Annotated in this window: 24 protein-coding genes and 6 pseudogenes; 15 read left to right on the top strand and 15 right to left on the bottom strand. The window is 68.6% G+C overall.

What is annotated here, in order from left to right; genetic code table 11:
• Positions 1-130: 130 nt before the first annotated feature.
• Positions 131-668 (top strand): annotated as a pseudogene (locus OG429_RS38775) (Tn3 family transposase); the annotation flags it as partial.
• A 147-nt stretch (positions 669-815) separates the two neighbouring features.
• Here OG429_RS38775 and tgmB read toward each other — a convergent pair.
• From tgmB to OG429_RS38760, 3 genes and pseudogenes are all read right to left on the bottom strand, one after another.
• The gene (gene tgmB, locus OG429_RS38770; RefSeq protein ID WP_328929944.1) at positions 816-1,784 is read right to left on the bottom strand and encodes an ATP-grasp ribosomal peptide maturase; all 969 of its coding nucleotides are present in this window, start codon (positions 1,782-1,784) and stop codon (positions 816-818) included.
• 5 nt (positions 1,785-1,789) lie between these two features.
• On the bottom strand, positions 1,790-2,083 hold the full coding sequence (gene tgmA, locus OG429_RS38765) for a putative ATP-grasp-modified RiPP (protein ID WP_328929943.1): 294 nt from the start codon (positions 2,081-2,083) through the stop codon (positions 1,790-1,792).
• A gap of 145 nt (positions 2,084-2,228) precedes the next feature.
• Positions 2,229-2,835 (bottom strand): annotated as a pseudogene (locus tag OG429_RS38760) (TetR/AcrR family transcriptional regulator).
• A gap of 312 nt (positions 2,836-3,147) precedes the next feature.
• Here OG429_RS38760 and OG429_RS38755 point away from each other — a divergent pair.
• The 3 genes from OG429_RS38755 (at position 3,148) to OG429_RS38745 (ending at position 7,741) form a co-directional block, all read left to right on the top strand.
• On the top strand, positions 3,148-3,864 hold the full coding sequence (locus OG429_RS38755; RefSeq protein WP_328929942.1) for a DUF6333 family protein: 717 nt from the start codon (positions 3,148-3,150) through the stop codon (positions 3,862-3,864).
• A 211-nt stretch (positions 3,865-4,075) separates the two neighbouring features.
• Positions 4,076-6,532 (top strand): hypothetical protein, encoded by a 2,457-nt coding sequence (locus tag OG429_RS38750; protein WP_328929941.1) that lies wholly within the window; start codon positions 4,076-4,078, stop codon positions 6,530-6,532.
• A gap of 207 nt (positions 6,533-6,739) precedes the next feature.
• A complete protein-coding gene (locus tag OG429_RS38745) occupies positions 6,740-7,741 on the top strand; it encodes an LGFP repeat-containing protein (RefSeq protein ID WP_328929940.1) in 1,002 nt (333 codons plus the stop codon).
• Between the two features lie 78 nt (positions 7,742-7,819).
• Here OG429_RS38745 and OG429_RS38740 read toward each other — a convergent pair whose 3' ends face one another.
• A complete protein-coding gene (locus tag OG429_RS38740; RefSeq protein ID WP_328929939.1) occupies positions 7,820-8,020 on the bottom strand; it encodes a hypothetical protein in 201 nt (66 codons plus the stop codon).
• 327 nt (positions 8,021-8,347) lie between these two features.
• Here OG429_RS38740 and OG429_RS38735 point away from each other — a divergent pair.
• A pseudogene (locus tag OG429_RS38735) lies at positions 8,348-8,548 on the top strand (transposase); the annotation flags it as partial.
• Positions 8,549-8,570: 22 nt separating this feature from the next.
• Here the strand turns inward: OG429_RS38735 and OG429_RS38730 are convergent.
• Positions 8,571-9,623, bottom strand: coding sequence for a ferritin-like domain-containing protein (locus OG429_RS38730; RefSeq protein ID WP_328929938.1), 1,053 nt, complete (start codon positions 9,621-9,623; stop codon positions 8,571-8,573).
• 239 nt (positions 9,624-9,862) lie between these two features.
• Between OG429_RS38730 and OG429_RS38725 the strand changes: the two are divergent.
• The 5 genes and pseudogenes from OG429_RS38725 to OG429_RS38705 form a co-directional block, all read left to right on the top strand.
• Positions 9,863-10,176: pseudogene (locus OG429_RS38725) on the top strand (IS110 family transposase); the annotation flags it as partial.
• A gap of 65 nt (positions 10,177-10,241) precedes the next feature.
• Positions 10,242-10,466, top strand: coding sequence for a hypothetical protein (locus OG429_RS38720; RefSeq protein ID WP_328930571.1), 225 nt, complete (start codon positions 10,242-10,244; stop codon positions 10,464-10,466).
• Between the two features lie 211 nt (positions 10,467-10,677).
• A complete protein-coding gene (locus OG429_RS38715; protein ID WP_328929937.1) occupies positions 10,678-10,980 on the top strand; it encodes a hypothetical protein in 303 nt (100 codons plus the stop codon).
• 1 nt (position 10,981) lies between these two features.
• Positions 10,982-11,458, top strand: a complete 477-nt coding sequence (locus OG429_RS38710) for a hypothetical protein (RefSeq protein ID WP_328929936.1) — start codon at positions 10,982-10,984, stop codon at positions 11,456-11,458.
• Positions 11,459-11,720: 262 nt separating this feature from the next.
• Positions 11,721-11,846, top strand: a complete 126-nt coding sequence (locus OG429_RS38705; protein WP_328929935.1) for a hypothetical protein — start codon at positions 11,721-11,723, stop codon at positions 11,844-11,846.
• A gap of 250 nt (positions 11,847-12,096) precedes the next feature.
• Here OG429_RS38705 and OG429_RS38700 read toward each other — a convergent pair whose 3' ends face one another.
• Positions 12,097-12,825, bottom strand: a complete 729-nt coding sequence (locus OG429_RS38700; protein ID WP_328929934.1) for an SDR family oxidoreductase — start codon at positions 12,823-12,825, stop codon at positions 12,097-12,099.
• A 215-nt stretch (positions 12,826-13,040) separates the two neighbouring features.
• On the opposite strand from OG429_RS38700, the gene OG429_RS38695 reads away from it, so the two are divergent.
• A complete protein-coding gene (locus tag OG429_RS38695) occupies positions 13,041-13,343 on the top strand; it encodes a hypothetical protein (protein WP_328929933.1) in 303 nt (100 codons plus the stop codon).
• Positions 13,344-13,688: 345 nt separating this feature from the next.
• Here OG429_RS38695 and OG429_RS38690 read toward each other — a convergent pair whose 3' ends face one another.
• The 7 genes and pseudogenes from OG429_RS38690 to OG429_RS38660 all read right to left on the bottom strand — a co-directional run.
• Positions 13,689-14,099 carry a hypothetical protein gene (locus OG429_RS38690; RefSeq protein WP_328929932.1) on the bottom strand — a complete coding sequence of 137 codons (411 nt, stop codon included), beginning with the start codon at positions 14,097-14,099 and terminating at the stop codon, positions 13,689-13,691.
• A gap of 30 nt (positions 14,100-14,129) precedes the next feature.
• Positions 14,130-14,717 (bottom strand): TetR/AcrR family transcriptional regulator, encoded by a 588-nt coding sequence (locus OG429_RS38685; RefSeq protein WP_328929931.1) that lies wholly within the window; start codon positions 14,715-14,717, stop codon positions 14,130-14,132.
• Positions 14,718-14,796: 79 nt separating this feature from the next.
• A complete protein-coding gene (locus OG429_RS38680) occupies positions 14,797-15,192 on the bottom strand; it encodes a helix-turn-helix domain-containing protein (RefSeq protein WP_328929930.1) in 396 nt (131 codons plus the stop codon).
• 695 nt (positions 15,193-15,887) lie between these two features.
• Positions 15,888-16,880 carry a 3-oxoacyl-ACP synthase III family protein gene (locus OG429_RS38675; protein ID WP_328929929.1) on the bottom strand — a complete coding sequence of 331 codons (993 nt, stop codon included), beginning with the start codon at positions 16,878-16,880 and terminating at the stop codon, positions 15,888-15,890.
• Positions 16,877-17,764 carry an SDR family oxidoreductase gene (locus tag OG429_RS38670; RefSeq protein ID WP_328929928.1) on the bottom strand — a complete coding sequence of 296 codons (888 nt, stop codon included), beginning with the start codon at positions 17,762-17,764 and terminating at the stop codon, positions 16,877-16,879. Before OG429_RS38670 ends, OG429_RS38675 begins: the two co-directional genes overlap by 4 nt.
• Before the next feature lie 275 nt (positions 17,765-18,039).
• Positions 18,040-18,354 carry an NIPSNAP family protein gene (locus OG429_RS38665; protein ID WP_328930550.1) on the bottom strand — a complete coding sequence of 105 codons (315 nt, stop codon included), beginning with the start codon at positions 18,352-18,354 and terminating at the stop codon, positions 18,040-18,042.
• A 504-nt stretch (positions 18,355-18,858) separates the two neighbouring features.
• A pseudogene (locus OG429_RS38660) lies at positions 18,859-19,083 on the bottom strand (transposase); the annotation flags it as partial.
• A 1,228-nt stretch (positions 19,084-20,311) separates the two neighbouring features.
• Between OG429_RS38660 and OG429_RS38655 the strand changes: the two are divergent.
• On the top strand, positions 20,312-21,061 hold the full coding sequence (locus tag OG429_RS38655; RefSeq protein ID WP_328929927.1) for an RICIN domain-containing protein: 750 nt from the start codon (positions 20,312-20,314) through the stop codon (positions 21,059-21,061).
• A 21-nt stretch (positions 21,062-21,082) separates the two neighbouring features.
• Here the strand turns inward: OG429_RS38655 and OG429_RS38650 are convergent.
• A pseudogene (locus OG429_RS38650) lies at positions 21,083-21,361 on the bottom strand (NF041680 family putative transposase); the annotation flags it as partial.
• Between the two features lie 456 nt (positions 21,362-21,817).
• Here OG429_RS38650 and OG429_RS38645 point away from each other — a divergent pair.
• The gene (locus OG429_RS38645; protein WP_328929926.1) at positions 21,818-22,027 is read left to right on the top strand and encodes a hypothetical protein; all 210 of its coding nucleotides are present in this window, start codon (positions 21,818-21,820) and stop codon (positions 22,025-22,027) included.
• Between the two features lie 197 nt (positions 22,028-22,224).
• Positions 22,225-22,617 (top strand): glycosyltransferase, encoded by a 393-nt coding sequence (locus OG429_RS38640; protein WP_328929925.1) that lies wholly within the window; start codon positions 22,225-22,227, stop codon positions 22,615-22,617.
• On the opposite strand, the gene OG429_RS38635 is transcribed toward OG429_RS38640, so the two are convergent.
• Positions 22,614-23,636 (bottom strand): phosphotransferase, encoded by a 1,023-nt coding sequence (locus OG429_RS38635; RefSeq protein WP_328929924.1) that lies wholly within the window; start codon positions 23,634-23,636, stop codon positions 22,614-22,616. The genes OG429_RS38640 and OG429_RS38635 overlap by 4 nt on opposite strands.
• Before the next feature lie 768 nt (positions 23,637-24,404).
• On the opposite strand from OG429_RS38635, the gene OG429_RS38630 reads away from it, so the two are divergent.
• Positions 24,405-26,477 (top strand): HelD family protein, encoded by a 2,073-nt coding sequence (locus OG429_RS38630; RefSeq protein ID WP_328930549.1) that lies wholly within the window; start codon positions 24,405-24,407, stop codon positions 26,475-26,477.
• The last annotated feature ends 88 nt before the right edge of the window (positions 26,478-26,565 follow it).

Genomic DNA, 26,565 nt, shown 5'->3' with positions numbered 1-26,565 from the left:
TCAGCCCCTGTCCCACTTGGCATGGCTCCAGCAGGTGAGCCTACGGGTCATGACGGTGATGAGTGCCCAGGTCAGATGGGCTTCGGAGTGCTGGGGCAGGCACCTGCGCAAGATCCGCGAGCAGTGACCGGACATGCTGCGCGTGGCTGGGTCGCTGATCACCAACCAGGTCCGCGCCTACGACCTGCTGCGGGTGTTCGGCCGCGATGGCCACCCCACCCCGTTGGGCCGGGCGTTCGCCGAGTACGGTCGGATCGAGAAGACCTTCCACCTGTTCGACCTGGTGGACCCGGTGGACGACGCCTACCGGCGCCGGATGAACCGCCGGCTCACCGTGCAGGAGTCCCGCCACATCCTGGCCCGCGCGATCTGCTATGGCAGGCGCGGCCACATCCAGCAGGCGTACAAGGACGGCCAGGAGGACCAGTTGGCCAGTATGGGGCTGGTGCTGAACGCCGTGGTGCTGTGCATGCAACACGCGCTACCTGGACGCCGCCATCGCCAAGCTCCGGGCGCTGCCCACCGACCAGCGCGAGCACGGCGTCCTGGACGAGGACGTGGCATGCCTGTCCCCGCTGAGGGCCGGCCGTGTGAACGTGCTCGGCCGGTACGCCCTCACCTCCTCCCAGCCAGAAAACGGACTGCGCCCGCTGCGCGACCCGGCCGCGGTGGACGGCGAACAGGACGACGAGTATCCCGCCGGGGCGCACGCCCCGGGGCGTCAGTACGCCGAAGGGCGGCACCGGACCTCCAGGCCGGTGCCGCCCTTCGGCGCGCTGTGGTGCTGTGGCCTGGGGTGCGGAGGGCGGTCTTTTTCACACGGCAGGGGCTTTGTGGAGTTGATCGGCGATGGCATGGGCGATCGAGTCCGTGATCGAGGCGGGCTGCCATGCCCATTGCCCGTTGGGGTTGCATTCGAGGAAGTACCAGTGCCCGGCGGCTGTTACGGCGAAGTCAAATGCGCCGAAGGTGAGTTGGAAGTTGGCGAGGTAAGCGCGAACCGAGCGCGCGACCTGCGGGGGGATGGCGATCGGTGCGCACTCCATCAGGGATTGCCGTCGCCGCCAATCAAGGTCAGGACTGTCGATCCGAACCGCGAACAGTCGGTTGCCAACAGCAGTGAGGCGTACGTCGCACACCTTGTCCACCTTGGCTTGAAAAAGATGGGGGCAGGAGGCGACGGCGGTGGTGATCTCGTGCGCGTGGACCTCTCGTACCCACACTTGGCTCGCTTGGCCGTGAACCTTGTACGGCGTGTTCCACAGCGGCTTGTAGACGACTCCGCCGATCTGGCAGGCAACGAACTCCCGTGCGGCGTCGGGGTCGTTGGTGATCAGCGTGCTCGGGACCGAGAAGCCGCTGCGCTGCGCGGCGGCGAGCTGGGCCGGCTTGTACTCCGCTGCCCGGTTGTTCCATGGATGGTTCACGTAGTGGGCACCAGGGAGGGACGCCAGGATACCGCCGGCGCCCCACAGGGACTGTGACGCGGCGAACTTGCGTTCTGCTAAGTCCGGTCCGGCAGGGCCTTCGAAGGGTGAGGGGCGGCGCGTCCAGACGGAGCGAACCCTGGTGAGGTCGAGCTCGCGGCTCGGCGTGCGCAGCGTGCCGCTCTGATCGCCTGTGCGGTACGAGGCGGTCAGAGCGGCGCCCGCAAGCAGATCGGGACCTGGATCAAGACGGACCACCGGAACCTGGCGCTCCGCGAGGATTCGCAGAACCAAGTCGGTGGTCACATCATGTGGGCTGGTCAGCACCAGCACTGACCCGCTCGGAGCAGTCGCCATCAGTGTTAGTGGTGGTCCGAGTCCGAATCCGAGTCCGAATTGTCGTCGGAGTCCGACGAGCCCTCGTAGCCGCTGGTGCTTGTGGAGCTGTTGGTGCTGCTGCTGGTGGACGTGGATTTCGAGGAGCTGATGCTGACCAGGTGGTCGCCGAGCTGGACGGTGCGGCCGTGTTCGTCGATGATGACGGCGATCTGGGTTTCAGGGTCGATCACCGGGGTGAGCAGCGGAGTCGGGTCAGTCTCCGCGTACGGCGCCATGCGCGTGATGCCCCAGGGCGCGTCGTGGTTTCGTGTATGCATCGTTCGATCCCCCAACCTTGAGCCTATCCGTCGAGATGACTCTCCCCTTGCTCGAACGGGTTTTCAAGACCGCCTGCCGTGCTGTTCGACCAGGAGTGCATCACTTGAGGGTGCCATTGTTTGCCGACACTCCCGAGCCGGTCGGTTAGCTCGGGCAGATTGCGGCCTTGATGTGGGCGAGTTGGGCGGCGAGGATCTCTTCGAACGCGGCGCGGCGATCCACCCCGAGGAGGCGGACGTCGCGGGCGAAGTGAGCCTGGGTCGGGAAGGGTTCGGGGTCGGCGCCCAGAACCGCCACGCGAAACAGCTCCATGCCCTGTTCGTGCTCTTCCGGGGTGACCGCGCTGACCCCTGCCTCGGAGGCGATCAGCGCGGCGAGGAGGACCGTGATCCGGTGGTAGCGCGCCGGGATCTCCTCGTCGGGCAGTCCCGACGCGCGCAGCGCCTCCAGCACCGCTTCCATGACGAGCCGGGAACCGGTGCCGCTTGATGCGTAGCGTCCCCAGACCGGGGCGAGCTCGGGCTGCTGCCCGAAGGCCTCTCTCACGCGCAGCGCCAAGGACGTGATGCGCTGCTTCCAGTCGCCCCTCGGGGCGGTAGCTGTCCACCGCGGCCAGGAGAATCCGGTCGGCGCCCGCGCGCAGTAGTTCGGTCTTGCTGCGGAAGTGCCGGTAGAGGCTGGAGGAATCGGTCCCGAGGGCCGCGGCCAGCTTGCGCACACCCGACTGCACGGTGAGCTGGTCGCCGAGCACGCCCCTGTCACCTACGGCATGGTTCGCGCGCACTTCTCCGCAAGATGATCCAGCTCCAGTAACACTCCGTGACGACTCCCCAAGATCTGTGCCAGCACCGGGTTTTGGTGCAGCGGCTGGCGTGCCGGTCTTCGCCCGCAGGTTCCTGAACCCGCGACGGACCTAGGAAGGGGTGAGTCTGTTCGGATCCGCCGGCCACTCCCAGGGCCGGCGCAGATCCGCAGGCGTGTTTCCACCAGCGCGCGGGGCGCACATCCGCCGAGGGGCTGGGCGGCGGCGCTTCTGTCATCGCCGGCCGTTACGGTGGCCCGCATGAACGAGAACACCTACTGGACCTCTGCGCCGGACCGGATCGTGCGCGGCTCGATGAGTCTGTGCCACCTGACAGCGTTCGAGGCGCCATTCAACGTCGACGCCCGCAACCTGCCCCCCAACGACCCTGAGCGCGCACGCGCGTTCGTCGAGTCGTTCGAGGGCATCGAGGCTGTCCTGGAGGACCTCGGGCCGCGCTCCGCGCAGACCCCGCTCCCATCGGCAGCACGGTCGGATCTGGACATCGTGCATGCTGCCGCGTGGGGCGGCATGTTGAGCATCGTGACTCCCGCGTTCGCGACCGACGGCAACGACGAGCCGCTCCGGTCGGCGGCGAAGGAGTTGCGGGAGCGGTTCCCAGATGCGCGGATCGTGGGACGGGTCTCCTACCACGGGGGGATGGAGCACACCGAGAACATCGTGTGGTTGCCGGACGGAGCGATGTTCCACGCATCGGGATGGCCGGATGATGAGCCGTTCGTCGTCTCGGGCGATCCGCGTGCGGTGATCGCGTCCCTGGATCTCAGGGGGTGGATGGTGGACAACGCCGGCGTCGACCTGGACGTGCCCGCGAACGAGGTCTACTGGGCGGGCCTGGGGGGCTTGGCGCTCGGGCACTCGGATCCGTGGGGGTGGGAGGAGATGGAGACGACGGCGTTCCGTGTGCGGCACTCCGAGGACGCTGTTAGGGACATGGAAAGCTTGTACTTCGTCTAGGCGCAAGTCGGCGGGTGACCCTGGGGCCGAGGGTCGCGATGTGTGAACTCGCAGCCCGCGCAGTGGTGTTGATGCTTCGTCGACACGCCTTAACTCATCTTTACCCGTGGCGGGTGGGAGTTATGGTGGTCGGGTGGCGCGTACATGTCACGGGGGCCCACGCGCCGCCCACACCCCCTCAAGGCCCCACCGGAGAGGGAAAGACGAGCTCTTGAACAAACACATTCGTATACCGTCCAAGTGGCGGTTAGCAGCCAGGTTCACGGCCGCTGTAGGCCTGACGGCCGCGATCGTCACAACCGGGCTCCAGGCCGTCGAGGCCGCACCACCGAAGCTGCCGCCGGTCTCGGCGAAGATGAAGGCGGGATCCGGGAAGCGCTGCGACACCCGCAACGGCCTCCCGACCGCCCCGACGACACCGCCGGACTCCGGGTTCCCCGACAACCCGACCGGGAACCTGCACAAGGACACCGCCCTCCCCAAGAACTTCGAATTCGACCTTCCGGGACAGGCGTACGACGGCCTTCAGACACCGACAGCCGCCCAGAAGACCGAGGCCCTGTCGAAGGTCCCCGGGGACCTGGACAAGAACGTCGAGGCATGGAAGAAGATCGCCAACGCGTCGGGGAAGCCTGCGGACCGGGCGATGGAGATTTACGCCCGGTACTTCGCGAACAAGGAGAACCTGGGGTTCAAGCACTGGTTCGACAAGCGGTACATCCGCAACCAGATCAACAACCACAAGGGCTCGGGCTTCGAACGGCAGCTCGTCAAGGACTACAAGCTGATCGGCCCGGACTGGCTGTGTGAGGTCACCGTCGAGCTGTTCGACAAGAACGGCGACAAGGTCGGCGAGCGCCGGTACGACGCCTACAACCAGAAGAGCAAAGAGTTCAACGAGTTCAAGTCGAACTCGAAGCTGACGGCGAAGCAGCTTGCGAATGACCGCGTCGTCGCCAAGTCGATGCCCGACCACAAGTTCCGCTTCACCGGCGCGAAGCCCTTCACCAAGGGCCAGGTCAAGCTCATCGACGACCTGGAGCGCGACGTACGCAACATGCGGAACGGGAAGACCGGGCAGGTGCGCGGAAACCAGCGCATGTACAACCCGGTGTCCAAAACCACCCCGATCAAGGGGTATTCGGACCATCAGCGGTGGTTCGCGCCCGCCTGCCAGACCGGCACAACGCAGCTCTCGGCCGTCGGCGCCAACACGTGCGGCACCCGCGGACCCGCCAACGACCGGGCCCTGTCCTCCGGGAAGACCCTGGAAGAGGCGAAGCGCTACCAGCGGGACGCCAACCGCCTCGACCCGAGGGGCACCCTCCCCAGGGGCGGCCCGGGCGGCGTCGACTTCACCACCATGGAACTCCGGTACGTCGGCGGCCTCGAAAAGGGCAAGGGCATGAGCTACTCCATGCGCGCCGACCAGATGCCCGACCCGGACAACAACCCCGGCTTCGGCGGCGAAGCCCGGATGCAGCTCTCCTCCGACGCCCTGTTCACCTGGCTCGCCCTGACCCCCGAAAAGTTCTGGGTCAACCTGAACCCGGACCAGCCGGACAAGGTCATGGACGCCACGTTCGGCAAGACCGACGCCGGCCGCGTCCTCCTCGACGCCGACCTGGTCATGAAGCACGACTTCTCCGAGGCCCTGAACCCCGACAAGCATCCGGGGGGCAAGCTGTACTGGGACACCGCGCCGCGCCGCAACGGCATCCCCTGCTTCCCCGGTACCCGCTTTTGGATCGAGCCCGACGAGGCCAAGGTCCGCGAGCAGGACGGCGGGATCTACATCCTCGAATCGCCAATGGACGTCTCCGCCGAGTGGCTGGACGTCGACTACACCGTCCCCGGATCCACCGAATGCACCGACCTCTCGGACGCCGAGAAGAAGGCCATCGAACGGTCGGTCAACGCCAACATCGTCCCGGTCATCCAGGAGCGGGTGAACAAGGACCCCAAGTACGCCGAGCTGCGCGCCGTCTACAACGCCCGCGTCGCCGCCGAGTACATCCGTCAGCAGGACGCCAAGTCCCCGACGGACTTCCACGACATCATCAACTCCAACGACGCCTCGGCCTGGCCGATCCGCGCTCCCCATGAGGACTGGACCCGTGAAAAGGTCTGGGACAAGTACATGCAGTCCATCAAGGAGGGCATCGAGTGGTTCGAGCTAGAGTACGGCGGCAAGCTGTATAAGCAGGGCGTCGGCGGCGTCGACTTCTCCAAGCAGCCCAAGCAGAACATCCCCAAGGCCCAGTTCGACGCCCAGAACCGGGACCTGGACAACACCACCGTCAACTCCGGCAAGTCCGATGACGCCTCCTACCGGGACCTCGACACCCTGTACCTCGGCGCAGGCCCGGCCACAGACGGCAGCGGCGAGGACCCGGGCGGCGAAGATCCCGGCGACGACCCCACCCCGACACCGACCCCGTCGGGCACCGGCAAGCCGACCAACCCCCCGACGACCCCGGCCCCGGAGCCCACCAACCCCGGCGGCGGTGACAACACGCCGCCCACACGGGAGGACCCCGACGGCGACCTCGCCGACACCGGCTCCAACACACCGGTGGGCCTCATCGCCGGTGTCGCCGCGGCCCTCGCAGCGGCCGGCGTCACCCTGACGTGGTGGATGCGGCGCCGCCGCACCGCGCAGGAGTAGCCTGACCAGGCAGTCACGTCTCACAGTGAAGGGCTCCACCCGTAAGTACGCGCCGGGTGGGGCCCTTCGCCGTCCCCGCCCAGGATCCAGACGGGTCCTCTTGAGGTCACACGGCGGCCAGCCGATCATCCATACATCCAACGAACCGTAGAGAGGGGTCCTCGCGAGCCCACACCAACGCGGCGCCCAAGGCGCCGACTTACCACCTTGAAGGCGACCCTGGTCGCGTTCGTGTCGCTCGCCGCACTCACCGTCCAGACCTCGCCGGCCGCCGCCGCCGACGTCTGCGGCAGGCAGGTCGGCGGCGACATCCTCGCCAAGTACATCGAGACCGGCAGCGAGACCGGCCCGCTCGGCTGCCCCACCACCGACGAGGAGATCAGCCCCGACGGCCGCGGCCGGTACAACCACTTCGCCGGAGGCTCCATCTACTGGACCCCCGAACGCGGCGCGCACCCCGTATGGGGCGCGATCCGCGGTAAGTGGGAGGCGATGGGCTGGGAGAAATCCCGGCTCGGCTACCCGGTCGGCGATGAACTCACCAACGCCGACGGAGCGGGCAGGCGCCAGCAGTTCGAGGGCGGCACCCTCTACTGGCCCCCTCTCCCTGGCGCGCACCCGGTGTGGGGCCGCGTCGGGGAGCTGTGGGGGCAGTTCGGATGGGAAGGCGGCTACTTCGGGTATCCGACGTCGGACGAGATCCCCACACCGGAGACCAAGGGCATCATGCAGTCGTTCTCAGGTCGTAACGCCGTGCTGTGGTGGTCGCCCGGCTTCGATCAGGGCGACACCAATCACCCCGTATGCAAGAGCGAGTGCGTCGGCTACACGTCGGTCACGAACACCGAGTGGGTCAAGCGGACCGAGATCGCCCGCGCCATCAAGGACGGCCAGATAGGCGGGAACGTCGACATCTCCGTCATCCCCACCGCCGAAGGCTTCGACAACGCCGACACCAGCTATGACCGGCTGTGGGACCAGTCGTTCTCCCAGGCCCCCTACCCGGACCGGTGGCTGACCGCCGAACAGGGATCCTCCCTGTACAAGCAGCTCGCCTGCCACGCCCGCTACTCCATAGACCTCGGCGGCGGCCCCCAGGGAGGCAACTCCTGGGACCTCGAAGGCTGGGCCCCTGACGTGTCCTGGGACTACGCCATGAACCCGCTCCTGGTCTGGACCCACCTGTGCAACTGGTACGAACCGGCCTGACGTACACCCGGCACCCTGAACATGGGAAGATCCCCGCCCCCAGGCGGGGGTCTGTCTTCCCATGTCTGAGAGGAGAGGTCACCAAACCTCCCAGGAGTCCGCGCGCCGCACAAGCCATGGCAGCAGCACCTCCACCGCCGCGTCCTCGGCCACCTCGACAGCATCGACTTCGTCGCGGTCCACGGGCCGCACGTTCCAGTACTTCACCGCGTGCCGCAGACCATTCCGCTCGCGGGCCCGCTGCCTACACTCGATCAGATTGACGTACGAGTCGGACACCTGCTGACGATGCTTCCAACGCTCCATGCAGTACACCGCAAGGGTCCGGGTCACCTTCTGCGGTCGCAGCCGGCAGCCTTCCTCCCCGGCGAGCGCCAGAGCCTGACGCGAGTAGCGAAGCGTGCGGATACGGTGCGCCCGCCACACACGGGTGCCGCGGAGTTCCGCCCACCGTGCACGGTAGTTCAGATCAGCGTCGACCTCGGGTTCCAGGCGCCTAGTGGTGTTTTGTTAGGTGGTTTCGTAGGGCTGCCATGGGATGGCCTGTCGGCAGGTGGGGCAGGTGCCGGTCCAGGTGGCGACGAGGTGTTGGGGCTTCACCCCGATCCGAAACGCTGGGCAGTCGAACGGACCTACGGCTGGCTCATGCTCCACCGCCGCCTGGCCCGCGACTACGAGACCCGTCCAGCCCGCTCCGAAGCCGTGATCCACGTTGCCATGACCGCCTGATGGCACGCCGCCTCACCGGCGAGCACCATCACCTGGCGCGATCCGACACCACAGGCCAAAGACCTGATTCCGCGATAAAGCACTGGGAGAAAGCGACCCCTCACTCCTCGACGTACAGGAACTCCGGCCCGTAGGTCTTCCCGCTGCCGTCAGGCAGCTCCAGCTGAACGAGCTTCCGCGCCTCGGTCCGCATCCCGCCCATGTGGCCGATCGCCGGGAACATCATGTCCGAGTCACCCGTCAGCCAGGCCGTCTCCAGCGCCCGCAGCATTGCGCTGAAATGTGTGTTGAACGCTGCGAGCACCTGCTGAACCTCGGGCGTGGGCGCGTTCAGCCCGCCGTTGGCCCAACCGCCCTCGGGCACCCGCCCCATGGGGAAGGCCGGGGGCAGCGGAACATCGTCGCCCTTGAAGTCCCAGACGGCCGGATTCTCCGACACCTTGATCAGCTTCTTGCCGCGGAACATCTCCCGGAACACATAGAAGTGGGCCAGCTCGCCGGGCTTGCCGGGGAAGGGGTTCTCGGGTGAGGCGGAGGTGCCCTCGCCCTGCTCCTTGATGATCTCGATCGCGGCTCGCACCTTCTCGATGCTGTCGAGCGGAACGATCTTGTTGCCCTGGCCGTGGCTCTCAAGGGAGAAGTCGATCTGCCGGTCGCCCCTGATCAGGTGCTGGTGCATCTCGAACGCCTCTTCGATCGCGGTGTAGAAGGCCCCGATGGTGGCGAAGGTCCCGAACTGGGCGACCGGGTGATCCGGGCGCTCGATCTCGGAGAACATCTCGACCGAGTCCTTGGTCAGCCCCTCCAGGAAGACGATGAGTTCGGGCCGCACGCCCCCCGGCAGCGCGTGCTCGTACTTCGGCACCACCTTGGGATCGGCGAGGACCGGCGTCCCTCCAATGGTGGTGAGCATGTTGCACACCAGTCCCATATGGGTCATCTCATCGAAGATGATCTCCCGGATGTTCTTGGCAACCGCCGCGTTCGATTCTTTGATCGACCACAGGGCACTCGCGTACGGACCGATGGTCGCGATCTCCACCATGATCGCCTGCTGAAGGGAGTTCTTCAGCCACTCCGCATCGCGGTCCGCGGGGAGAACGCCCAGCAGCTCGACGATGGCGTTGCTCTCATACTCAAGGACCTGGGTCATCCCACACCTGCCTCATTCGTATACAGACAGCATGAAACGCTATCCGTCCGGCAGGCTGGGCGAGCGACGTGCGGGCGAGCCCTCGGACGGTTCACCCGATCGGGGCAGGCCGCCTCGAAGCCCGCGACCACGAACCCACCTTGGCACCGGCTTGTTCGCAGGTCGGAGGCTTTTCGTAGTACGGAAGTGGAGATCGGGGCTGTGGGTGAGGCGGGCGAAAGCGCGACCAGAGGACGCATGTGATCCACACCGGCGACGTCGACGCCTACCTCGGCCTGGACGTCGGCAAGGGCGAACACCATGCCCCCGCCGTCACACCGGCGGGCAAAAGGGCGTTCGGCAAACTCCTGCCCAGCACCGAGCCCAAACTCCGTGAGCTCTTCGCGAAGTTGCGGGCCAAGCACGGAACCGTACTGGTCGTCGTCGACCAGCCGGCCTCGATCGGGGCCCTGCCCCTGACAGTGGCCCGGGACTTGGGCTGCCCGGTCGCCTACCTGCCCGGATCAACGAGGTCCAGATCGCCGACCTCTACCCCGGCGAGGCCAAGACTGATAGGCAGGCATCCTCACCGAAGGTGGCGTCGACCTGCTCTGGGCCGAATGGCAGCGGCGCCACGCGATGCCCGCCCCCACCTCTCCACAGAGCAAGCTGCGCGGCTTCCTGACGCAGCCCAAACACAAGGTCGCGGACTTCGCCGACGCGCTGGCGCTGGGCTACCAGTACGAGTACACCGATCAGCTCAACGCCGCGTTCGACGTACTCGCTCCGCCCACCCCGCTCCCCTCCCGCCTCCGATCCTGGAGACGGTCCCGCTCACTCCGGTGTCCGACGCCGGGCTCGTAACGGAGCTGCGCGAGAAGGGACACGTGCAGTTCGGCGTCGCTGCGGCGGCGTCGCACGCGGCACAGGGCAGGCGCGTGGGCCTGCGCCTGGAGGGGGTGAAGATCCCCCTGACGGGGAGCTATGTGCTACGGGCGTTCTTCCACCGGTCGACATCCCATACCGGCGCGACGACGAGGAGTTCTCAAAGCGCTTCGACATCGGGTACCTGGCGATGTGGCAGGCCCACCCGCACGGCGCAGGCACCGGACACCCCGGACACGACCACAGCCACCCCGGGACGGACACGCACGACCACGGCCACCTGGGACACGGAACGGAGCCGCACGACCACACGACCGTGGTCACCGCACGCTTCGACGTGACGACCGTGCTCGCCGCCACGACCGAAGCCGAGGAGCACCTGCTGACGCTCCAGTACATGGCCTCCCCCACGCCGCAGGGTGAGCCACAGCAGCCACCCGAGCTGATCGGCGAGATCACACTCAACAGCGTTCTGATGGAGGTGTACGGCTAGCATGCGCACTCCCGTGTTCGAGCTCCACATCCGGCCGATGTTCCGCGCCACCGACAAGGCCCACATGGGCTTCGCATTCGATCTGTGGGACTACAACGACGTCGTGGCGAATGCCGACGCCGTCCTGGCGCGGCTGCAGAGCGACATGCCGCCCACAGCGACCGGCGGCCCATGGCCGGAGGAGTGGATCACGCTCTTCCAGCGCTGGAAGGACGGCGCCCGCAAGCGTCTGGACCTCGGCACGGCCGCCTTCACCCTCCAGCAGGGCACCACGAAGACCACCATCACCGCGACCGGTACCTTTCCGGCTGCCGGCGTCGTGGGCTGGCTGCAGCTGGAGAGCGAGACGGCCACCTCCAAGACCTACGTCCTGCACTTCGAAGCCCCGGACGCCCCCGCGGGCGGGCGGCACGCCCCAGGCCTTCGCCCTGAAGGAGAGCTACCCTTCCACCGACGCCCGGTCCGTCTTCGTCCATGACAGCGTCGGCACCCAGCAGCTTCACTGAGAGCGCCGCCCGAGCCTGCTGAGCGACCACGGATCACCGCTTGGACCCACCCCCGCTGATCATGCCGCCATTGTGCGCGGTCTCGATATCCCGCCGGGCGGCATTCCTTTCAATGGCCTGCACGGGCAGGTACACGCCGCGTGCGGAACGGGAAAGACCATCATCGCGGCGGCATCGGCAAAAGCGGATTGTGCCCAAGGGCCGCATTCTCGTGCTGGTGCCGACGCTTGATCTATGGCCGAGCAGTTCACTGCCTCCGACCCGGACTGCGGATTCGTCTACGACCGGGGCGACGTGCATGCCATCCCTGCCCTGCTCGACTACGACGACCCGGCGGACGGCCCGATCACCTATCACTAGCGAGCTCGTACGAGCGTAGGGAGACGTGGGCCGGGCCGCCGGCCAGCGCACTGCGTGGGGCGGGCCCAGAGCTCAGAATGGGACAGGCACCGGGCTGCCTCGCGTGATCTGTGCTCAGGACGAGGGTCGGGGTTGGCTTCCCCATTGGGAAGCCAGTTTGGCCAACTACAGGGCTCAGGACATGGAGCACCTGTCGGCTACCTGGATCGTCCGCGTCCGGCCGAACTGGAAGCTCGAGGGCGCGAGCGGTTCAGGAGAGCCAGTCGGCGTAGCGGGTGGGGGCGAGGTGGGCGTCCTTGTCGGTGAGGACGTCACCCTTGACGGCGGCGAACATGCCGGCGGTGGGGTCGGTGACGACGGTGCGGCTGTCGGACTTGTGGGACAGGGTGAGCCGGCCCAACTCGTCCAGGGAGAAGACCTCGGGTCCGGCGATGCTGCGAATGCCCCCCAGCGGGGCGCCCGCAGCGACTTCTGCCACCGCGTCGGCCACGTCCTTGGAGGCGATCGGCTGGATCGGCGTGGCGGGCAGCCGGACGGTGTCACTGTCGGCGGTCCAGGACAGGATCGCGTCGATGAATTCCATGAACTGCGTCGCGCGGACGATCGAGTAGGGAATCGGTCCGGCCGTGAGGATGTCCTCCTGGAGCACCTTGGCCCGGTAGTAGTCCAGCTCCGGCACCTGGTCCGCGCCGACGATCGAGAGAATAACGAAGTGACGGACGCCGCCCTCCTGGCCCGCGGCCAGAAGGTTGTCCATCGAGGTCTGGAAGAAGGCCAGGGAGGCTTCGTCGAAGGTCGGGGAGTTCGTCAGGTTGACCATGACGTCGGCCCCCGCCACCGCCTCGCCCAGTCCCTGGCCGCTGATGACGTCGATTCCGGTGGACTGCGCGTGCGGAACCGCCTCGTGCCCGGCGGCGTTCAGATTCTTGACGACCTGCGACCCGATCAGCCCGGTACCGCCGATGACCGCGAACTTCATGACAAGCCTTCCGCCGGGAGATGTGTCCGAAATATGACACATGATCCCTACGTGGGCGTTTGATGTGAGGCCAGGGTCGCATATCCGGCCAATATGTTGCTTAACTGGCCAACTCTCGCACTCAATGGCCAACCAGAACGCCCAGTCGCAATTCGAATCGACGTGGCCACACGCCGCGCTCGCTCCGAAAATCGAACAGATGATTCAATCAAGCCATGGCGCAAACCCGTTTCCCGGAGGATCTGATCCAGCTCAAGCGGCAGGAGATTCGTTCCTTCAACCGCCTGGTCCGGCGGCCGGAGACGGAGACGACCGAGCTCCGGAGCGAGCTGACCCGGCTCTCCTGCCTGATCGGTTCCCACCCCCATTGGCAGAGCGAGCCCCTCAACGGCCGGGCGCGCTCCGACCTGCACCACCAGGCCGTCGCTACGCCCGGCGGGGAGCCCGAGCTCGTCGTGGAGTACCGCGACGGGAAGTTCGTGGTGCACGCGCCCGAGACCTGCCCGCACTCATCCTGACGCCGGTGGCCACGACTGCTGAGGGGGCCGGGGTGGAGCACTGGTCGATCAACATGACTCTCCCGGACGGGCGCGCCTGACCGTGCGGCTGTACGAGCGGGCCAAGGACCGCGAGGGCCCCTGGATGTACCGGATCGGGGCCCCGATGTGGCAGTGCGCCGACGGCCCCCACATCGAGGCGAAGGAGTACGCGACCTGGGTCACCGCCGAAGTTCTGGAGCCGATCGACGGCGTCGGCCTGACCCGAGTTCCCACCCACCGGATCCTCCCCGACCTCCTGCGAGGTTGCGCTGGACCGATACGCCCCGGCGACCGTTGCCGCCGTGGCATACGCCAGCAGCCAGGTCAGCGGGAGAGCGGTATCAGCACGAGCAGCGGCACGAACAGGGTCCACTGGGGCAGGGTGAACACCGCGCCGCCGAAGGCTGCCAGATCGACGGCGAAGAACACGCAGGTGAATGCGGCGGCAATGAACCAGGCGAAGGCCAGGACCGGCCGTGCGGCCGTACGCTCAGCGCGTGCGGCCCAGGTCAGGGCGACCGCGAGGGCCGCGAGCAACAGTGAGCACACGTGCCACAGCACGCGGAAGAGCTGGACGACGGAGGCGTCGAGGTCGGCTCCGAGCAGCGGATCGACGAACTCCGGGGTGCCGAGCAGGTGGAGCCCGGCGATTCCCGCGGCGAGAGCGGCGGCTGTCCACAGCGGCCAGCGGCGGCCGGCCGGGGACGCTGGGGTGGTGATGGCGGCGTCAGACACGGAAACCTCCGGGGCGAGGGTGGCGGGCGTTCATCGGATCTCGATGCCGCGCGAGATCATCGCGGCCAGTTGGCCGGCCAGCTGCGGCGTCGGGGATTCCCCGACCAGTGCGACATGGAAGAACACAGCTCCGGCCAATGTGTCCAGGACCAGGTTGACCGGAGTGTCAGCCGCGATCTCGCCGCGCTGCGCGGCCCGGTCGAAGATGACCGCCAGTCGGTCCTTCGACGGAGCCAGGAAGTGCGTACGGATACGTGCCTTCAGGGCCGGATCGGCGGCGAAGTCAGCGAGCAGCCCCGGCAGCGCCGCAGTGCCGGCCGGTGTGCGGTACTCATCGACCAGGGATTCGAGCAGTACGGCCAGGTCCCCGGTGAGCGTGCCGGTGTCCGGGATCGGGGCATCGTCGGTGGTCGTGAAAACGGCCTCGAAGACCAGCTCCGCCTTCCCCGACCACCGCCGGTAGACGGTGTCCTTGCCGACCCCGGCGCGGGCGGCCACGGCCCCGATTGAGGTCGCCGCGTAGCCGACCTCGGCCACCAGAGCGGAGGTCGCGCTGACGATCGCCTCGTGCGACCGGGGATCCCTGGGACGCCCCCTGGGGGGCGGAGAGGAACTCATGCCCATACTTTACGGGTCGACCCGTTTGATAAACAAGTGGTCGGCAACCAGGGGTCTCCTCCGACCCGGGCGGGTTCGATCACCGTTGACGGGGGACCTTGCTGAGGTGGCGGTAGACGGTGGGGCGGGTGACGCCGAACTCGTCGGCGATCTGCTGGACGGTGTAGTCGCAGGAGTCGTACATATCCCAAGCGAGCCGGACCTGTCGGGGCCCGAACTTGGGCTTCTGCCCTCCGGTCCGACCGCGGGCGCGGGCGGCTTCCAGACCATCCATCGTCCGCTCCTTTTCGGGGCCGGCTCCGTCGTCCTTGGGCTGGTGTCCTTCGGGCTGCGCTCGCTCGACGTTGGCGCGCAGGGCTTTCATGAGGTCGACGGCGCCGGTGGCCTTGGCCGCCGGTTCGGCCTGCTCGATGCGTTTGCTGGCCTTCTTCACCTCGACGAGCGGGTGACCCTCTTGCGGGACGTGTCGTGACACTCGGCGGGATTTCGGTCCACGGCCAGGGATCCGACCCGTCCTTCATCTCGATACCCCGGTCAGTACGTGTCCGATGCGCCACGTTTCGCGCAGGCCCTGAGGGGGCTCGCGGACGCGGGTGCGGAGTGCGTTTGCCCGCGCTGCGAACGCGTGGGGCGGCTCCGGCGTGCGGTGTCCGGCGCCCGGGTCTCCGTCGGACACGCTCGCGGCCAGGTCACCGTCACTCAGGCCGCCAACAGCCCAGCAACCTCGCGGATCACCATCGGGGATCCCCAGACGCGAATGGCGCGACGCCTGTCGCAGCGGCCAGCGTTCACCGCACCGTCGCTGAGCCGCGCAAACGACCGTCACCGCGGCCCTCGCCGCCAGCAAGCGGCAGCCGAAGGAGCCGCCCGCGTCGTGGCTGGTCGAGCGCGGGATCGGCAACGGCCGCACCCGGTCCGCATACACAGCAGGGACTCCCCTTGCGCGCGCCCCGGCTGGCGCGGACCAATGCGGCGGCTGCTGGCCGAAAGCGTGCCCGCCTGCATCCACTGCCGCTCCGCCGTCGGAGTACTGGAGTGACGGGCACCCGGCGGGGGTGCAGGTGAGCCCGAGCGATCTGCGCGTGATCGTCTACCCACCCGATGACCGGGGCTGGCCGCCGGCTGCGCCGCAGCCCTCGACGCCGCGGACAGGCTGCAGCGGCCCGGGGGTCACCAGTGCAGGAGCATCACGGCGCCGCTGGCGCCGCTGGCGAGGCCGAAGAGGGCGACCGTGTCGCCGGGAGCCAGACGACGGTGGCGCACTGCTTGCGCGAGCTGGAGGGGCAAGGTCGCGGCGGCCGCGTTCCCGATGTGGGGGAAGGTGGGGATGACCTGCGCGGGGTCAATGCCCATGCGGGCGCGGAAGGTGTCCACGAAGGGCACGGACGGCTGGTGGACGCAGACAAGATCGAGTTCACGGACGTCGACGTGCTGTTCCTTGAGCCACTGTGCGCCCTGGGCGTCGAGGTCGATGAAGGATCCCAGCAGGGCGTCGGAGTCGACGTGGAGGCCCTGCGGGTGGTCGGGGGCGTGGTGGGGGTCGTAGAGGGTAGCGGCGGGCCATCCTCGGGAGTTGGCCAGGAACACCGATCCGGTGATGCCCGGGACCGGTGAGGCCTCCACCAGGAGGGCAGCGCCCAGGTCGGCACCGGTCAGGGAGGTGAGTCCGGTGCGCAGCTGGTCGCGGGTGAGGTTCCAGCGGGAGAGGCGGGTGAGGGTTTCCCCACAGGTGATCAGGACGCGGCGGTGCTGGCCGGTGCGGATGAGGGCGTCGGCGACCTGGAGGGCGTTGATGACGCCGTTGCAGGCGTTGCCGATGTCGAAGGCAGGACAGGTCATGCCCGTCTTCGCCGCGACGATGTGGGCGTTGGCGGGTTCGCGGACGTCGGCGCTGACCGCCGCGAAGAGGAGCAGGTCGATGTCGGCCGGGCCGAGGCGGGCGGCGTGCAGGAGACGGGTGGCGGCCCGGGCCGCGAGGTCGGAGGGCAGGTCACCGGGATCGGCGAGGGTGCGTTCGTGCAGGCCGAAGGTGCGCCGCAGGAGGCCGGCGGGGAGTTTGAGGGAGGGGCTGTGGCGGTGCAGGCGTTGTTCGATCTCGGTGACGTGTTGGCGTCGGGTGGGCAGGTGGACTGCGGTGTGGGTGATGCGGCTGTAGGGGTTCACGCCGACTCCTTCACGTGTCCGGGCCTTTCGACAGGTTCAGGTTTTGGTGGTGTGGGCGGTGCTGGGGTGCGGGGCAGGCCGGTGACCGTGTGCTTGAGACGGTCGGTGACGGCTAGTGGCAGCAGCGTGTGGAGGGGGATCAGGAAGCGTGCGTCGCGGCCGACGACGTAGCGGGGACGCGGCCTGCGTGCCGTCAGGCACGTCTCGACGGTGCGTGCCACCGGTTCGGGGCCGGGCACGCGGCGGTCCACGGAGGTGAACAGGCGTGTGGTGGTGTCGTATCCGGGGTTCGCGGGGTCGCGAAGGGTGTCAAGATCGGTCAGGGCGCGGCTGAGCATCGGGGTGGCGAACGCGCCGGGTTCGACCAGGCTGACGCGGATGCCGAGATGGGCGGCCTCTACACGCAGGCAGTGGGTGAGGGCGGAGAGGGCGTGCTTGCCGGCGCTGTACCAGGCGCCCATGGGCCAGGGGACCCGGCCCAGGCCCGAGGAGATGTTCACGATCCGGCCGCCGCCGCGGGCTGCCATGGCGGGCAGGACGAGCCGGCACAGCCGGGCCGGACCCAGCAGATTCACCTCCAGCAGCCGGCGGGCCTGTTCGTCGTCCACGTCGGCGACCGCGCCTGCCTGCGGGATGCCGGCGTTGTTTACCAGGGCCCACGGGCCGCCACCGGTCATCTCAGCCGACTCCTGCAACGCCTGGCGGCAGGACTCCTCGCTGGCGACGTCCAGTTGCACGGTCCGCAGGGCCAGGCCCCGCTCGCCGGCCTCCGCCACGAGGTCCCGGGCCTTGGCCTGGTCGCGTGCGCCGGCGATCACGTCCCAGCCCCCGCCCGCCAGACGGAACACGATCACCCGGCCGAAACCTCCCGTCGCCCCCGTCACCAGCACACTCCGCCCGCCCGACCCCGCCACCAACTCCCCACGACCTTCCGTGACTCACTGTGCCGCGGATGCCCGGCCGCACCCCGCAAGGACAACGACATGGCCTCGTAGAGGTAGTGGCCCCGGGGCACCACGACGGCCAGCCCCGGGGGCGGGCCGTCGCAGCCGCACGGCACGCATGCGGTGCGCTCCCCCAGCGGCATCCCGACCAGGGCTCGGTGCCAGGGTGGCGGTCGGGCCAGCCGGCATCGGAACCGGCGCACCGGCCGGGATGTTCAGTGGCCGGGGGTGTCGAGCGGCCGCAGGAAGCGACGCTCGTACCGTTTGATGCAGCGGGTTTCGCGCGCCAGATCGAAAGCCGCCTGGCACTCCGGATCGGACATGCTGTCCGTGCGGTACTGCTCATAGGCGGCGAAGCCGGGGAAAGAGAAGAGGGCGTAGGCGATATCGCTGTCGCCCTCGCTGGGCAGGAAGTAGCCGTGGTGGGTGCCGCCGAACCTGTTGACCAGCCTGACCCAACGGCGCCCGTACTCCTCGAAGTCCTCAAGCTTGTCGACATCGATCTCGTACTTCAGATGAATGGTGATCACCTCCCCATCATCGGGCCTGGGACCCGGTGACCGCGCCGATGATGACCCGGGTGGTGTCCCGGCGGCGGAGTTCGTGCCTTCTCTACACCGACCTTGGCTCGCCGGCCTGGGCCGGGCCGGTAACCCGGTCCGTACTGGTGGAGGCGCTTCCGGCAGTCGGCAGGCGTCGTCGCCGGCGGCGAGGATCCGGGTCTTGGGCCGGGTGGGGTTCTTGCCCGGACGGACCGGACGGCTGTAGCGGCGCCCCCATTCCTCGTTGACCAGGCCGGTCAGCAGGTGGGAAGCGGTGCGGGCCACTTCTTCCAGCACGGCACGGACGGCCTCGGTGACCAGTTCCAGCCGGGTCAGGTCGCACGCTGCGGCCAGGACGTGAGTGGAGTCGGTGTGCTGCGTGGTGCGCTCGCGCACGAGTCCGGCCTTCTTCAGGCGCGCGAGCGCCAGATCGAGAAGACGGTCGGCGCGGTCGTCCTGGGCGAGGCGCTCGCGGAAGTCGGCCAGCACGCTGTGGTGGAAGCCGGGATCGTCCAGCTCCATGGCCAGGGCGTACGTGAAATCGATGCGGCAGCGGACCGCTTCCGCTGCCTGACGGTCCGACAGGCCGGGTAGGAACTGCAGCACACAGACAGTGGCCAATTGGGCGGACGAGATGCCGGGGCGTCCGTCGCGCGGGTACCAGCCCGCGAAGTCCTCGCCGCACCACAGCCCGTCCAGCCGGTCTCTCACCCACATCGCCGTCGTACCGCCCGGGTTGCTCGCCCGTGCGATCTGCGCGGTCAGAGACGGGACTTGCTCACCGGAACGGGGACGGAGCGACAACGGACACCTCGACAACTGCATCGGCCTTCGAAACAGCCCCGAGCATGCCCGCTGACCATGCCGGCGCACTGGAACCACCAAGTCCCCCGGGACAGAGTCAAGCTCAGACCCTGAACGGGCGGGGGCCAGAAGGCTGAGTAGTCCTCATCGGTGCGGCCAGTGTTGCGGTCGGGGATGTACGGACTCCGAATTCGGTGTGGAGCGGCGGGGCAGACATGCAGCTGCATCGGGTGACCTCTCCACCAAGGATGCGGTGGAATCCTCTGGTGGGGCATAACCGGTGGGCAGCTGATATCTGTTCGTGACCTGCCGGATTGAAGAAAAGTCAGTATGACGCTGCCCAACCTCGGTCAGGGTCCTGTCACTTGACGCGCTTTGCGTTTCGCCTGCACTCTTCATCTCCCCAAGAGGCCAAGGGAGAGTGCACCCGTCCCTGTCCGGACCACGGCTTACAGGTTGTTGAGGTTCCCCCATGGGAGCGGATTCATCTGTGCGCGCCGCGTCAGGCCGGCTCATGACTCCCCTCTTCGCACATCGCGGCCTCTTGCGTATTTGCACAAGGAGCACCTTGACCCAGACGGCCGCCGGCGAGGACCCTTTGGTCCTGCGAGCCTTCCGCACACTGTCCCCGGCATCGCAGCAGTCCCTGTGCCCCGAACTGGCCGAAGTCCCCGGACCCACCGGGCTCCGCCAGGCCCAGCATCCTGACGGCGACATATCCGTCGCCCCCTCGGCTCGCACACAGCTGTGCGAGGCATATCTGCGAACCTACGTCGCCCAGGCCCCAAGCCGGACCTGCCGGCATCTGACCGCCGTAATGGATGACACGGTCCAGGGCGGTAGTTCCAACGCATCCGATGCTCTCGACCAGCACACCGCGGCCTGCTCCAGCTGCTCAGGCATCCGGGCCGAGCTCGCCGTCCTCCGCAGTGGAAGCCAGGCAGTCCTCACCGGCCTTCTCCTGGACGCGGCAAAGAACTCGGCCACCGCCCGCGGGGACACCCCCGGCGCCGACTCGAGGGCACCCACGCAGGCGGGCGCATGCGACATGACCACCGCTGTCGGCCCAGGCTCCCCATCCCCGGGGCCGCGCCCGGGCAGCTGGTTTGCCGCGGTACCACGCTCCCACGCCTCGCTCCTCGTGGCGGCCTCCATCGCCGTAGTGGTGGCCACGGTCATCGTCGCCGTCAGCGAGACGACCAGCCAGAGTGGCACCACTCCCGCACCCCTGGCTCGCGCCACCCTCGTGCCCCCCATATCCATACCCGCCGCCACCACAGCCTCCCCCACCCCATCCCCCGAGACCCCTCCTCCGACCTCCCCTCCTCCGACCTCCCCTGTTCCGGCCTCCCCTGCTCCGTCCCGCACGCCGCCAGACCCGGAGCCGGATGACGCCGCCACCAGCACAGAGAGCGCCCATCCCACCGGCTTCCAGCTCGTCAACAAAAAGACCGGGCTGTGCGTCGGCGCGCAGAGCAGCGCCGCAGGGGCCGCACTGCACCTCGAGGAGTGCCGGGAAGGGGCGTTGCAGCGGTGGGAGACGCTCAAGGACGCGTCCGGCGCGTACCGGCTCCGCAACACGGGCAGCCAGAGGTGCCTCGACGGTACCGACGGCGGCGGGAACATCGTCCGGGTCGTCCTGAACAACTGCGGTGACAGCTCCTCAGCCCATCCCGCCGTACAGCTCTGGGCGATCCACCTGGAGAAGGGATCAGACGCGTTCCGACTGCAGTTCGTACCCCGTGTCGCATCCAGCGACTACTCCTCACACCTGCTCGGTCCAGCAGACTGGTGGAACGAGAATCCACCCCACGAGGGCTCCTACCTCGCACACCTGCCCAACTACTACAACTCGGAGAGCTTCGTCTTCACCATGAACCATGGCGCCTGAGTGGCCCCCTTAGCTTGATCTTTAACCTCGTTGTTGTTTCAAGCGGACGTGTTCGGTGAGGGTCTCGGCTCGTTTCGCTGTCTTTCCAGGTGCGTGCCGTGGTGGTGGCCTGCGGTTTTTCGAGCCGGGTGGCCGTCCGGGTCCTGGCCGGTTAGGTCTGGGCACAGTTGCGGGACGGGTGGTCTTCGCGCGGAGGTGGCGGAACCCCCGGCGGACGCGGGCGGGGGCGAGCCGACGGGGCTCTGCGGGTCGTTCCCAGGGGCGGCGGAGGTCTTCGGCCAGCGGTTGGGCGAGGCGGACCGCTGACCGTGGTCACCGTCTTCACCCGGTCGCGCAGCGTCCGCCCCGCCCTGGAGAACACCTTCGGCAGCGTGGACGCCGTCTCCGAACTCCGCGAACGGGAGGCCGTCCATTCTCTGTTACCCCTGGGCGCTGCCCGCATCGGGCTTGGGCGCAAGGATGCGGAGAAGCCCTACCGGGCGCCCCGGCCGGCACAGGTGGCGCAGATCGCCTCCGAGCTCGCGGAGGTGCTGGACGGGATGGAGGACGCCGAGCTGATCGCACCGGCCGCCGTGACCCGTCATCCCGACCACCTCGCCGTCCGCGAGGCGGCCCGATGCCTGGGATGCCGCTGGTTCTGGGAGGATGTCGCGTTCTGGCCCACCTACGCGTTCTCCGGCTGCGACCGGCACGGCGGCCGGGGAGGTCCGGTACCTGTGGAACGGCGTCTGGTGCAGGGCTGTGCCCCAGGACCGGGTGGACAAGGTGCTGACGGGCATCCTGAAGGAGGCGCAGCCGGAGTTGGTGGTGACCTCGCAGGAGGGTGCGGCGGACATCGCCGCAATCACCCGACGCTCGTGCACGGTTGCCGGGTGGCTGCACTCCGTCTCCGCCTCCGGCATGGGCGTCCTTGAGGCGGACTTCACGTCGCGCTCGCCACGTCGAAGTTCGTCGCAGGGCGGGTGACAGCCCCGGCGGGACACAGCCGGTCGTCTTCTACCCCCCGTTCGCCCCGGCCCAAGGTGAGCGGCGCCTGCCCGCCGGCCGCGGTGAGGCACCCCCCTTCTCCGGGGGCCTACTGATGGTCAACCCCATCCCCGCCGAGGGCACCGCCCTCCTGCACCAGCTGATCCACCGGCTCCCCGGCCACCGCTTCACCCCTCGTGGAAGGCTGGTGGGACACCGCCCACGAGTTCACCGGATACCCCAACGTCCAATGGGTGCCCCGCACCTACGCGATGGGGCCGCTGTACGCCGCGAACGATCTGCTGCTGGTCCCCTCCCAGGTCGAGGACCCCTTCCCCCGAGTGATCGCGGAGGCCGGATTCCACGGCGTCGCCACTCTCGGCTCCGACAGGGGCGGCATCCCGGAGGCTGTCGGGGACGGCGGGCTGATCCTGGACCCAGACGACGTGGACGCCCGGGTGCAGGCAGTCGGGTCCGCCGACCGGGCGGGCCTGGGAGCGAAAGCACGGGCTCGGGCCGTCCCGCTGGCCCGGCCGTGCCTGCCCGAACTGGCCGCCGCCGGGCTGATCCCGGCGGCAGCTGCCATCTAGCCAGCCGCGTAGGCGGCCTGGACCTCCTCGGCTCGGTCGGTCCACCAGTGCAGCAGTGCCTCGTCCGCCAGGAACATCTCCCCGAAGGTGGGGTCCTGGCGGTCGAGGTGGAACTCCAGCTGCCAGAAGTCGGTCATGCGCTTCCACCACAGCCGTCGCACGGCGTCGGCGAGGTCTGCCTGAGGCAGGTCGATCACCGACCGGTACCCGGTGGTGAAGGCGGCGACGCGGTCGAGGTCGAAGACTCCGCCCACCCCGAACTGGACCTGCGCGGTCCGCGCGACCTCCTCCCCGTACGGGCGGACACCGAGCCGGTCCCAGTCCAGGACCGCCACAACCCGGCCGCCCTGCCGTATCAGGTTGCGGTACTGGAAGTCGCCGTGTGTCCACCCGTACGGCCCGGCCGGGACCTCGCCCAGCGGCCGCGCGCCGACGTGCCGGGCGAGCAGGTCACGCCGCTCGTGCAGGGCCTCGGCAGCGGCCTTGCCGAAGTCGGCCGCCGCCTCGGCCGGGAGGCGTTCCAGGAGGACGACAGCGGTGCGGTCGGCAGCGGCCGGGTCTCCGACCTTCGACAGCGGAGCCTGCTCCGGGAGCGGGCCTGGGGCGTGACGGCGCAGGCCCTCGTGGAGACGGGCCAGGACCGCGCCGAGCTCGCGGGCCTGAGTAAGGGTGAGTTCATTCCCGGGCACGTGGTCGCCGTCCACCCAGGGCAGAACGCAGTAGCCGTGGCCGCCGATCTCCGCCACGAGGTCTCCGCCGTCGGCAGCCAGCGGTGCCGGGACCAGGATGCCGTCGCTCGCGAGGCCGGACAGCACCGCGAGGTTTCTGCGGACCGTGGGCAGGGGGACGTCGGTGATCTCCTTCACCGCGTACGCACCGGAGGCCGTGTCCAGGCGCCAGTTGCGGTTCATCAGCCCATGGGCGAGAAACTGCCGGGCGCGCACTTCGCCCAGTCCGAACGTGCGGGCCAGGGCCGACAGGGCCGCCGACAGGCCGTCTTCTCGGGTCGTATCCGTCACCTCCGGCACGGTACGCCGACCCCACGGACCGCACCGCCATTCGCCACCCGTGCACCGCGGCCGGCGAGGCACACTCGGATCGTCGGCTGCGACGCGACGATGCCGGGGCACAGGCCGGATGAGCCACGGGCGTGACTCGCGGTGTAGCCGAGGTGGCGGTGTGCCGCGTCTGCGGTACCGGGGGACGGGCGGGACGCGGGAAAACAAAGACGCGGAGGCCGAAGATCGGCGGATCCAGGTTGGGCGGGGCCGGGTCGGATGGTCCGGGCACGGACGGGCCTGCCGCCGGGCGTCGCGGCGGCGAACGGGGTGAGAGTTCACCGATCCGTCCGGGTTGGCCGCGGCCAACGGCGGCGTGGTGCTGCGGTCCTGAGATGGGGCCGTCGGTACGGGTCGGGCAGTGGTGGACCGGTCGAGGGCCTAACCCATTCTGTGCTCGTCTCCTCGGTCGGGTCGCCAGACGAAGCGACCAGATGCCCCCTGGCAGTGAGCTCGATGGCGCCGGTCGCCTCGCCGGATCTTCCCCCTATTTCCCGAGCGCGGCAAAACATCGCCCGCATCCAAGGGCGGGCTCACCCATGAGGCAGGCGGGCATCGGGAGTGCAACTAGCGATATACAGAACGGCGGAACGCATGATGCGCCATGCGGTCAGCCGTCATGGATTCCGTCGTAGGGCCATAGCTTCACCAAGTAAGTCAAGACTTACCTTTAGGGAACTTTGACCGTATGGTGTGGCTCGAATCAAAGGAGCCCCCCTGTTGTCGCAAATGAATGATCCCGTTGTGCGTGCGGTTGAATCGGAGCGGGATTATGTGTCCTCCTTATACGAGTTGCTCACCGAGCGGCTTTCCGAGGCGCGAGTACACCGAGCGAGTGTGCTGAAGGCCCCGGCAGAAAGCGCCGGTGAGGCATACGAGAGAGAAATCGCCGCCGAGCGTCTGGCCAAGGAGATCGGCCGGCTGGAGGGCGCCGAAAAGGGGCTGGTCTTCGGCCGCATCGACTGGACGGATGGCACGGCCCTGCGCATCGGGCGGATCGGCCTGCATACGGAGGACGACGAGCTGCCTCTGCTCGTGGACTGGCGCGCGAACGCGGCGCGGCCCTTCTACGAGGCGACACCGGTCCACCCGATGAATCTGCGCCGCCGCCGACACCTGCGCCTTGAGGAGCGCACGGTCATCTCGGTGAGCGACGAACTGCTCGACGGTACCGCCCCGACTGACGAAGACGTCGTGGGTGACGGCCCGTTGACCGAGGCTCTGTCGGCACGGCGTACGGGCAGGATGCACGCGGCCGTCGCGACGCTGCAGGCCGAGCAGGACGAGATCGTCCGCTCCGCCCACCGCGGGGTGACCGTGGTGCAGGGCGGGCCCGGCACCGGCAAGACGGTGGTTGCCCTGCACCGGGCGGCCTATGTCCTGTACGCGTTCCCGCGCGCCGCCGAGGAGGGTGTCCTGGTGGTGGGCCCGAACGCCCGGTTCCTCGACTACATCTCCCAGGTCCTTCCCTCCCTCGGAGAAAACGACGTCGCCTTGGCGACCTGCCACGAACTGGCCGGAGTGTCCACGGACACGGTGGACCCGTTCGATACGGCGCGTCTCAAGGGCAGGTCCGACCTCGCCGACGCCTTGGCCGGCCTGCTGCGCGACCACCAAGCTCCCCGCGGCGACTTCACCGTGCGGGTCGGACAGGAACTGGTTCACCTCTCCGGCGAGGAAGTCGCCACGGCACGCGACGCCGCCGTGGCAGCCGCACCGGGGCACAGCCCCGCGCGCCAGGTGTTCAAAGAGCTCTTGGTCGACGCCGTCACCGACGCGATGCAACGAGACATGGGCGACCTCCTGGAGCAGATCGACGCCGACGCCGAAAGGATGACGGGCATCAACCTCGACCGGTTCACGGGAGCCGCCCAGCGCCGTACCGAAGGTGCGGCCGACCCGGGTCCGGTCCACGAGCTGGACCTGGACGCCATCCGAGCCGATCTCCTCGACGACGCCGGTGTCGACCGAGCGGTCGAGGTGTTGTGGCCGCGGCTGGTACCCGGTGACCTCGTGAAGGCGCTCCTGACGAACGCCGGCGCTCTCGCCGAGCGCCTGCCCCGCCTGACCGCGCAGGAGCGGTCCCTTCTGCTGCGCGGTCAGGACGACCCGTGGACCGATGCCGATGTGCCGTTGCTGGACGAGGCGGCGAGCCTGGTCGACGGCCCCCCCGAGCGGACGTACGGGCACGTCGTCGTCGACGAAGCGCAGGAGCTGACCGCCATGCAGTGGCGGATGATCATCCGCCGCTGCCCGGCAAGGGCGATGACGCTGGTGGGCGACTTCGCCCAGGCCGGCCCGGTCGCGACAGCACGCGACTGGAAGGAAGCGCTGAGCCCCCACGTCGGACCGCGGTTCAAACTGCACAACCTGACCGTCAGCTACCGCACCACGCAGGAGATCCTGGAGAGCGTCCGGGACCTGCTCGCGCGGATCGCTCCGGACCAGAAGCCGACACGGTCACTGCGAAGCGGTGAGAGCCCTCGCACCGTGACCACGCCTCCGGACGGGTTGGTCACCGCCGTCGCGCAGGAGCTCCGAGCCCAGAGCACCGCGCACCCGGGCGAGCTTCTGGGAGTGATCTGCGCCGACACCAGGGTGCGCGAGCTGACGGCCCAGGGCATCGCTCACCACGCACGCATCGTGCCGGCGTCCGAAGCACGCGGCCTGGAGTTCGACGGGGTCGTCGTCATGAACCCCGAGGAGATCATCACGGCCCGCCCCGGTGGGGAAAGGGACTTGTACGTAGCCCTGACCCGGGCCACCAAGCGCCTCTGCACAATCACCGTCCAGCCCGCCTGACGGATCAGCGCCCGCGGCGTCGCCGCGGGCGCACCCGGCGCGGTACAGACACCGGCCCGCGCGCGCGGGGCTGCTCGCCGCCTCACCG

The organism is Streptomyces sp. NBC_00190 (assembly GCF_036203305.1).
Taxonomy (GTDB): Bacteria; Actinomycetota; Actinomycetes; order Streptomycetales; family Streptomycetaceae; genus Streptomyces.
This window is presented reverse-complemented; position numbering and strand designations above follow the sequence as displayed.

Coding starts and splice junctions, on each gene's coding strand:
- tgmB (WP_328929944.1), bottom strand. CDS start 1,784: ATGGCGACTGCTCCGAGCGGGTCAGTGCTGGTGCTGACCAGCCCACAT.
- tgmA (WP_328929943.1), bottom strand. CDS start 2,083: ATGCATACACGAAACCACGACGCGCCCTGGGGCATCACGCGCATGGCG.
- OG429_RS38755 (WP_328929942.1), top strand. CDS start 3,148: ATGAACGAGAACACCTACTGGACCTCTGCGCCGGACCGGATCGTGCGC.
- OG429_RS38730 (WP_328929938.1), bottom strand. CDS start 9,623: ATGACCCAGGTCCTTGAGTATGAGAGCAACGCCATCGTCGAGCTGCTG.
- OG429_RS38720 (WP_328930571.1), top strand. CDS start 10,242: ATGCCCGCCCCCACCTCTCCACAGAGCAAGCTGCGCGGCTTCCTGACG.
- OG429_RS38715 (WP_328929937.1), top strand. CDS start 10,678: ATGTGGCAGGCCCACCCGCACGGCGCAGGCACCGGACACCCCGGACAC.
- OG429_RS38710 (WP_328929936.1), top strand. CDS start 10,982: ATGCGCACTCCCGTGTTCGAGCTCCACATCCGGCCGATGTTCCGCGCC.
- OG429_RS38705 (WP_328929935.1), top strand. CDS start 11,721: ATGGCCGAGCAGTTCACTGCCTCCGACCCGGACTGCGGATTCGTCTAC.
- OG429_RS38700 (WP_328929934.1), bottom strand. CDS start 12,825: ATGAAGTTCGCGGTCATCGGCGGTACCGGGCTGATCGGGTCGCAGGTC.
- OG429_RS38695 (WP_328929933.1), top strand. CDS start 13,041: ATGGCGCAAACCCGTTTCCCGGAGGATCTGATCCAGCTCAAGCGGCAG.
- OG429_RS38685 (WP_328929931.1), bottom strand. CDS start 14,717: ATGAGTTCCTCTCCGCCCCCCAGGGGGCGTCCCAGGGATCCCCGGTCG.
- OG429_RS38630 (WP_328930549.1), top strand. CDS start 24,405: ATGAATGATCCCGTTGTGCGTGCGGTTGAATCGGAGCGGGATTATGTG.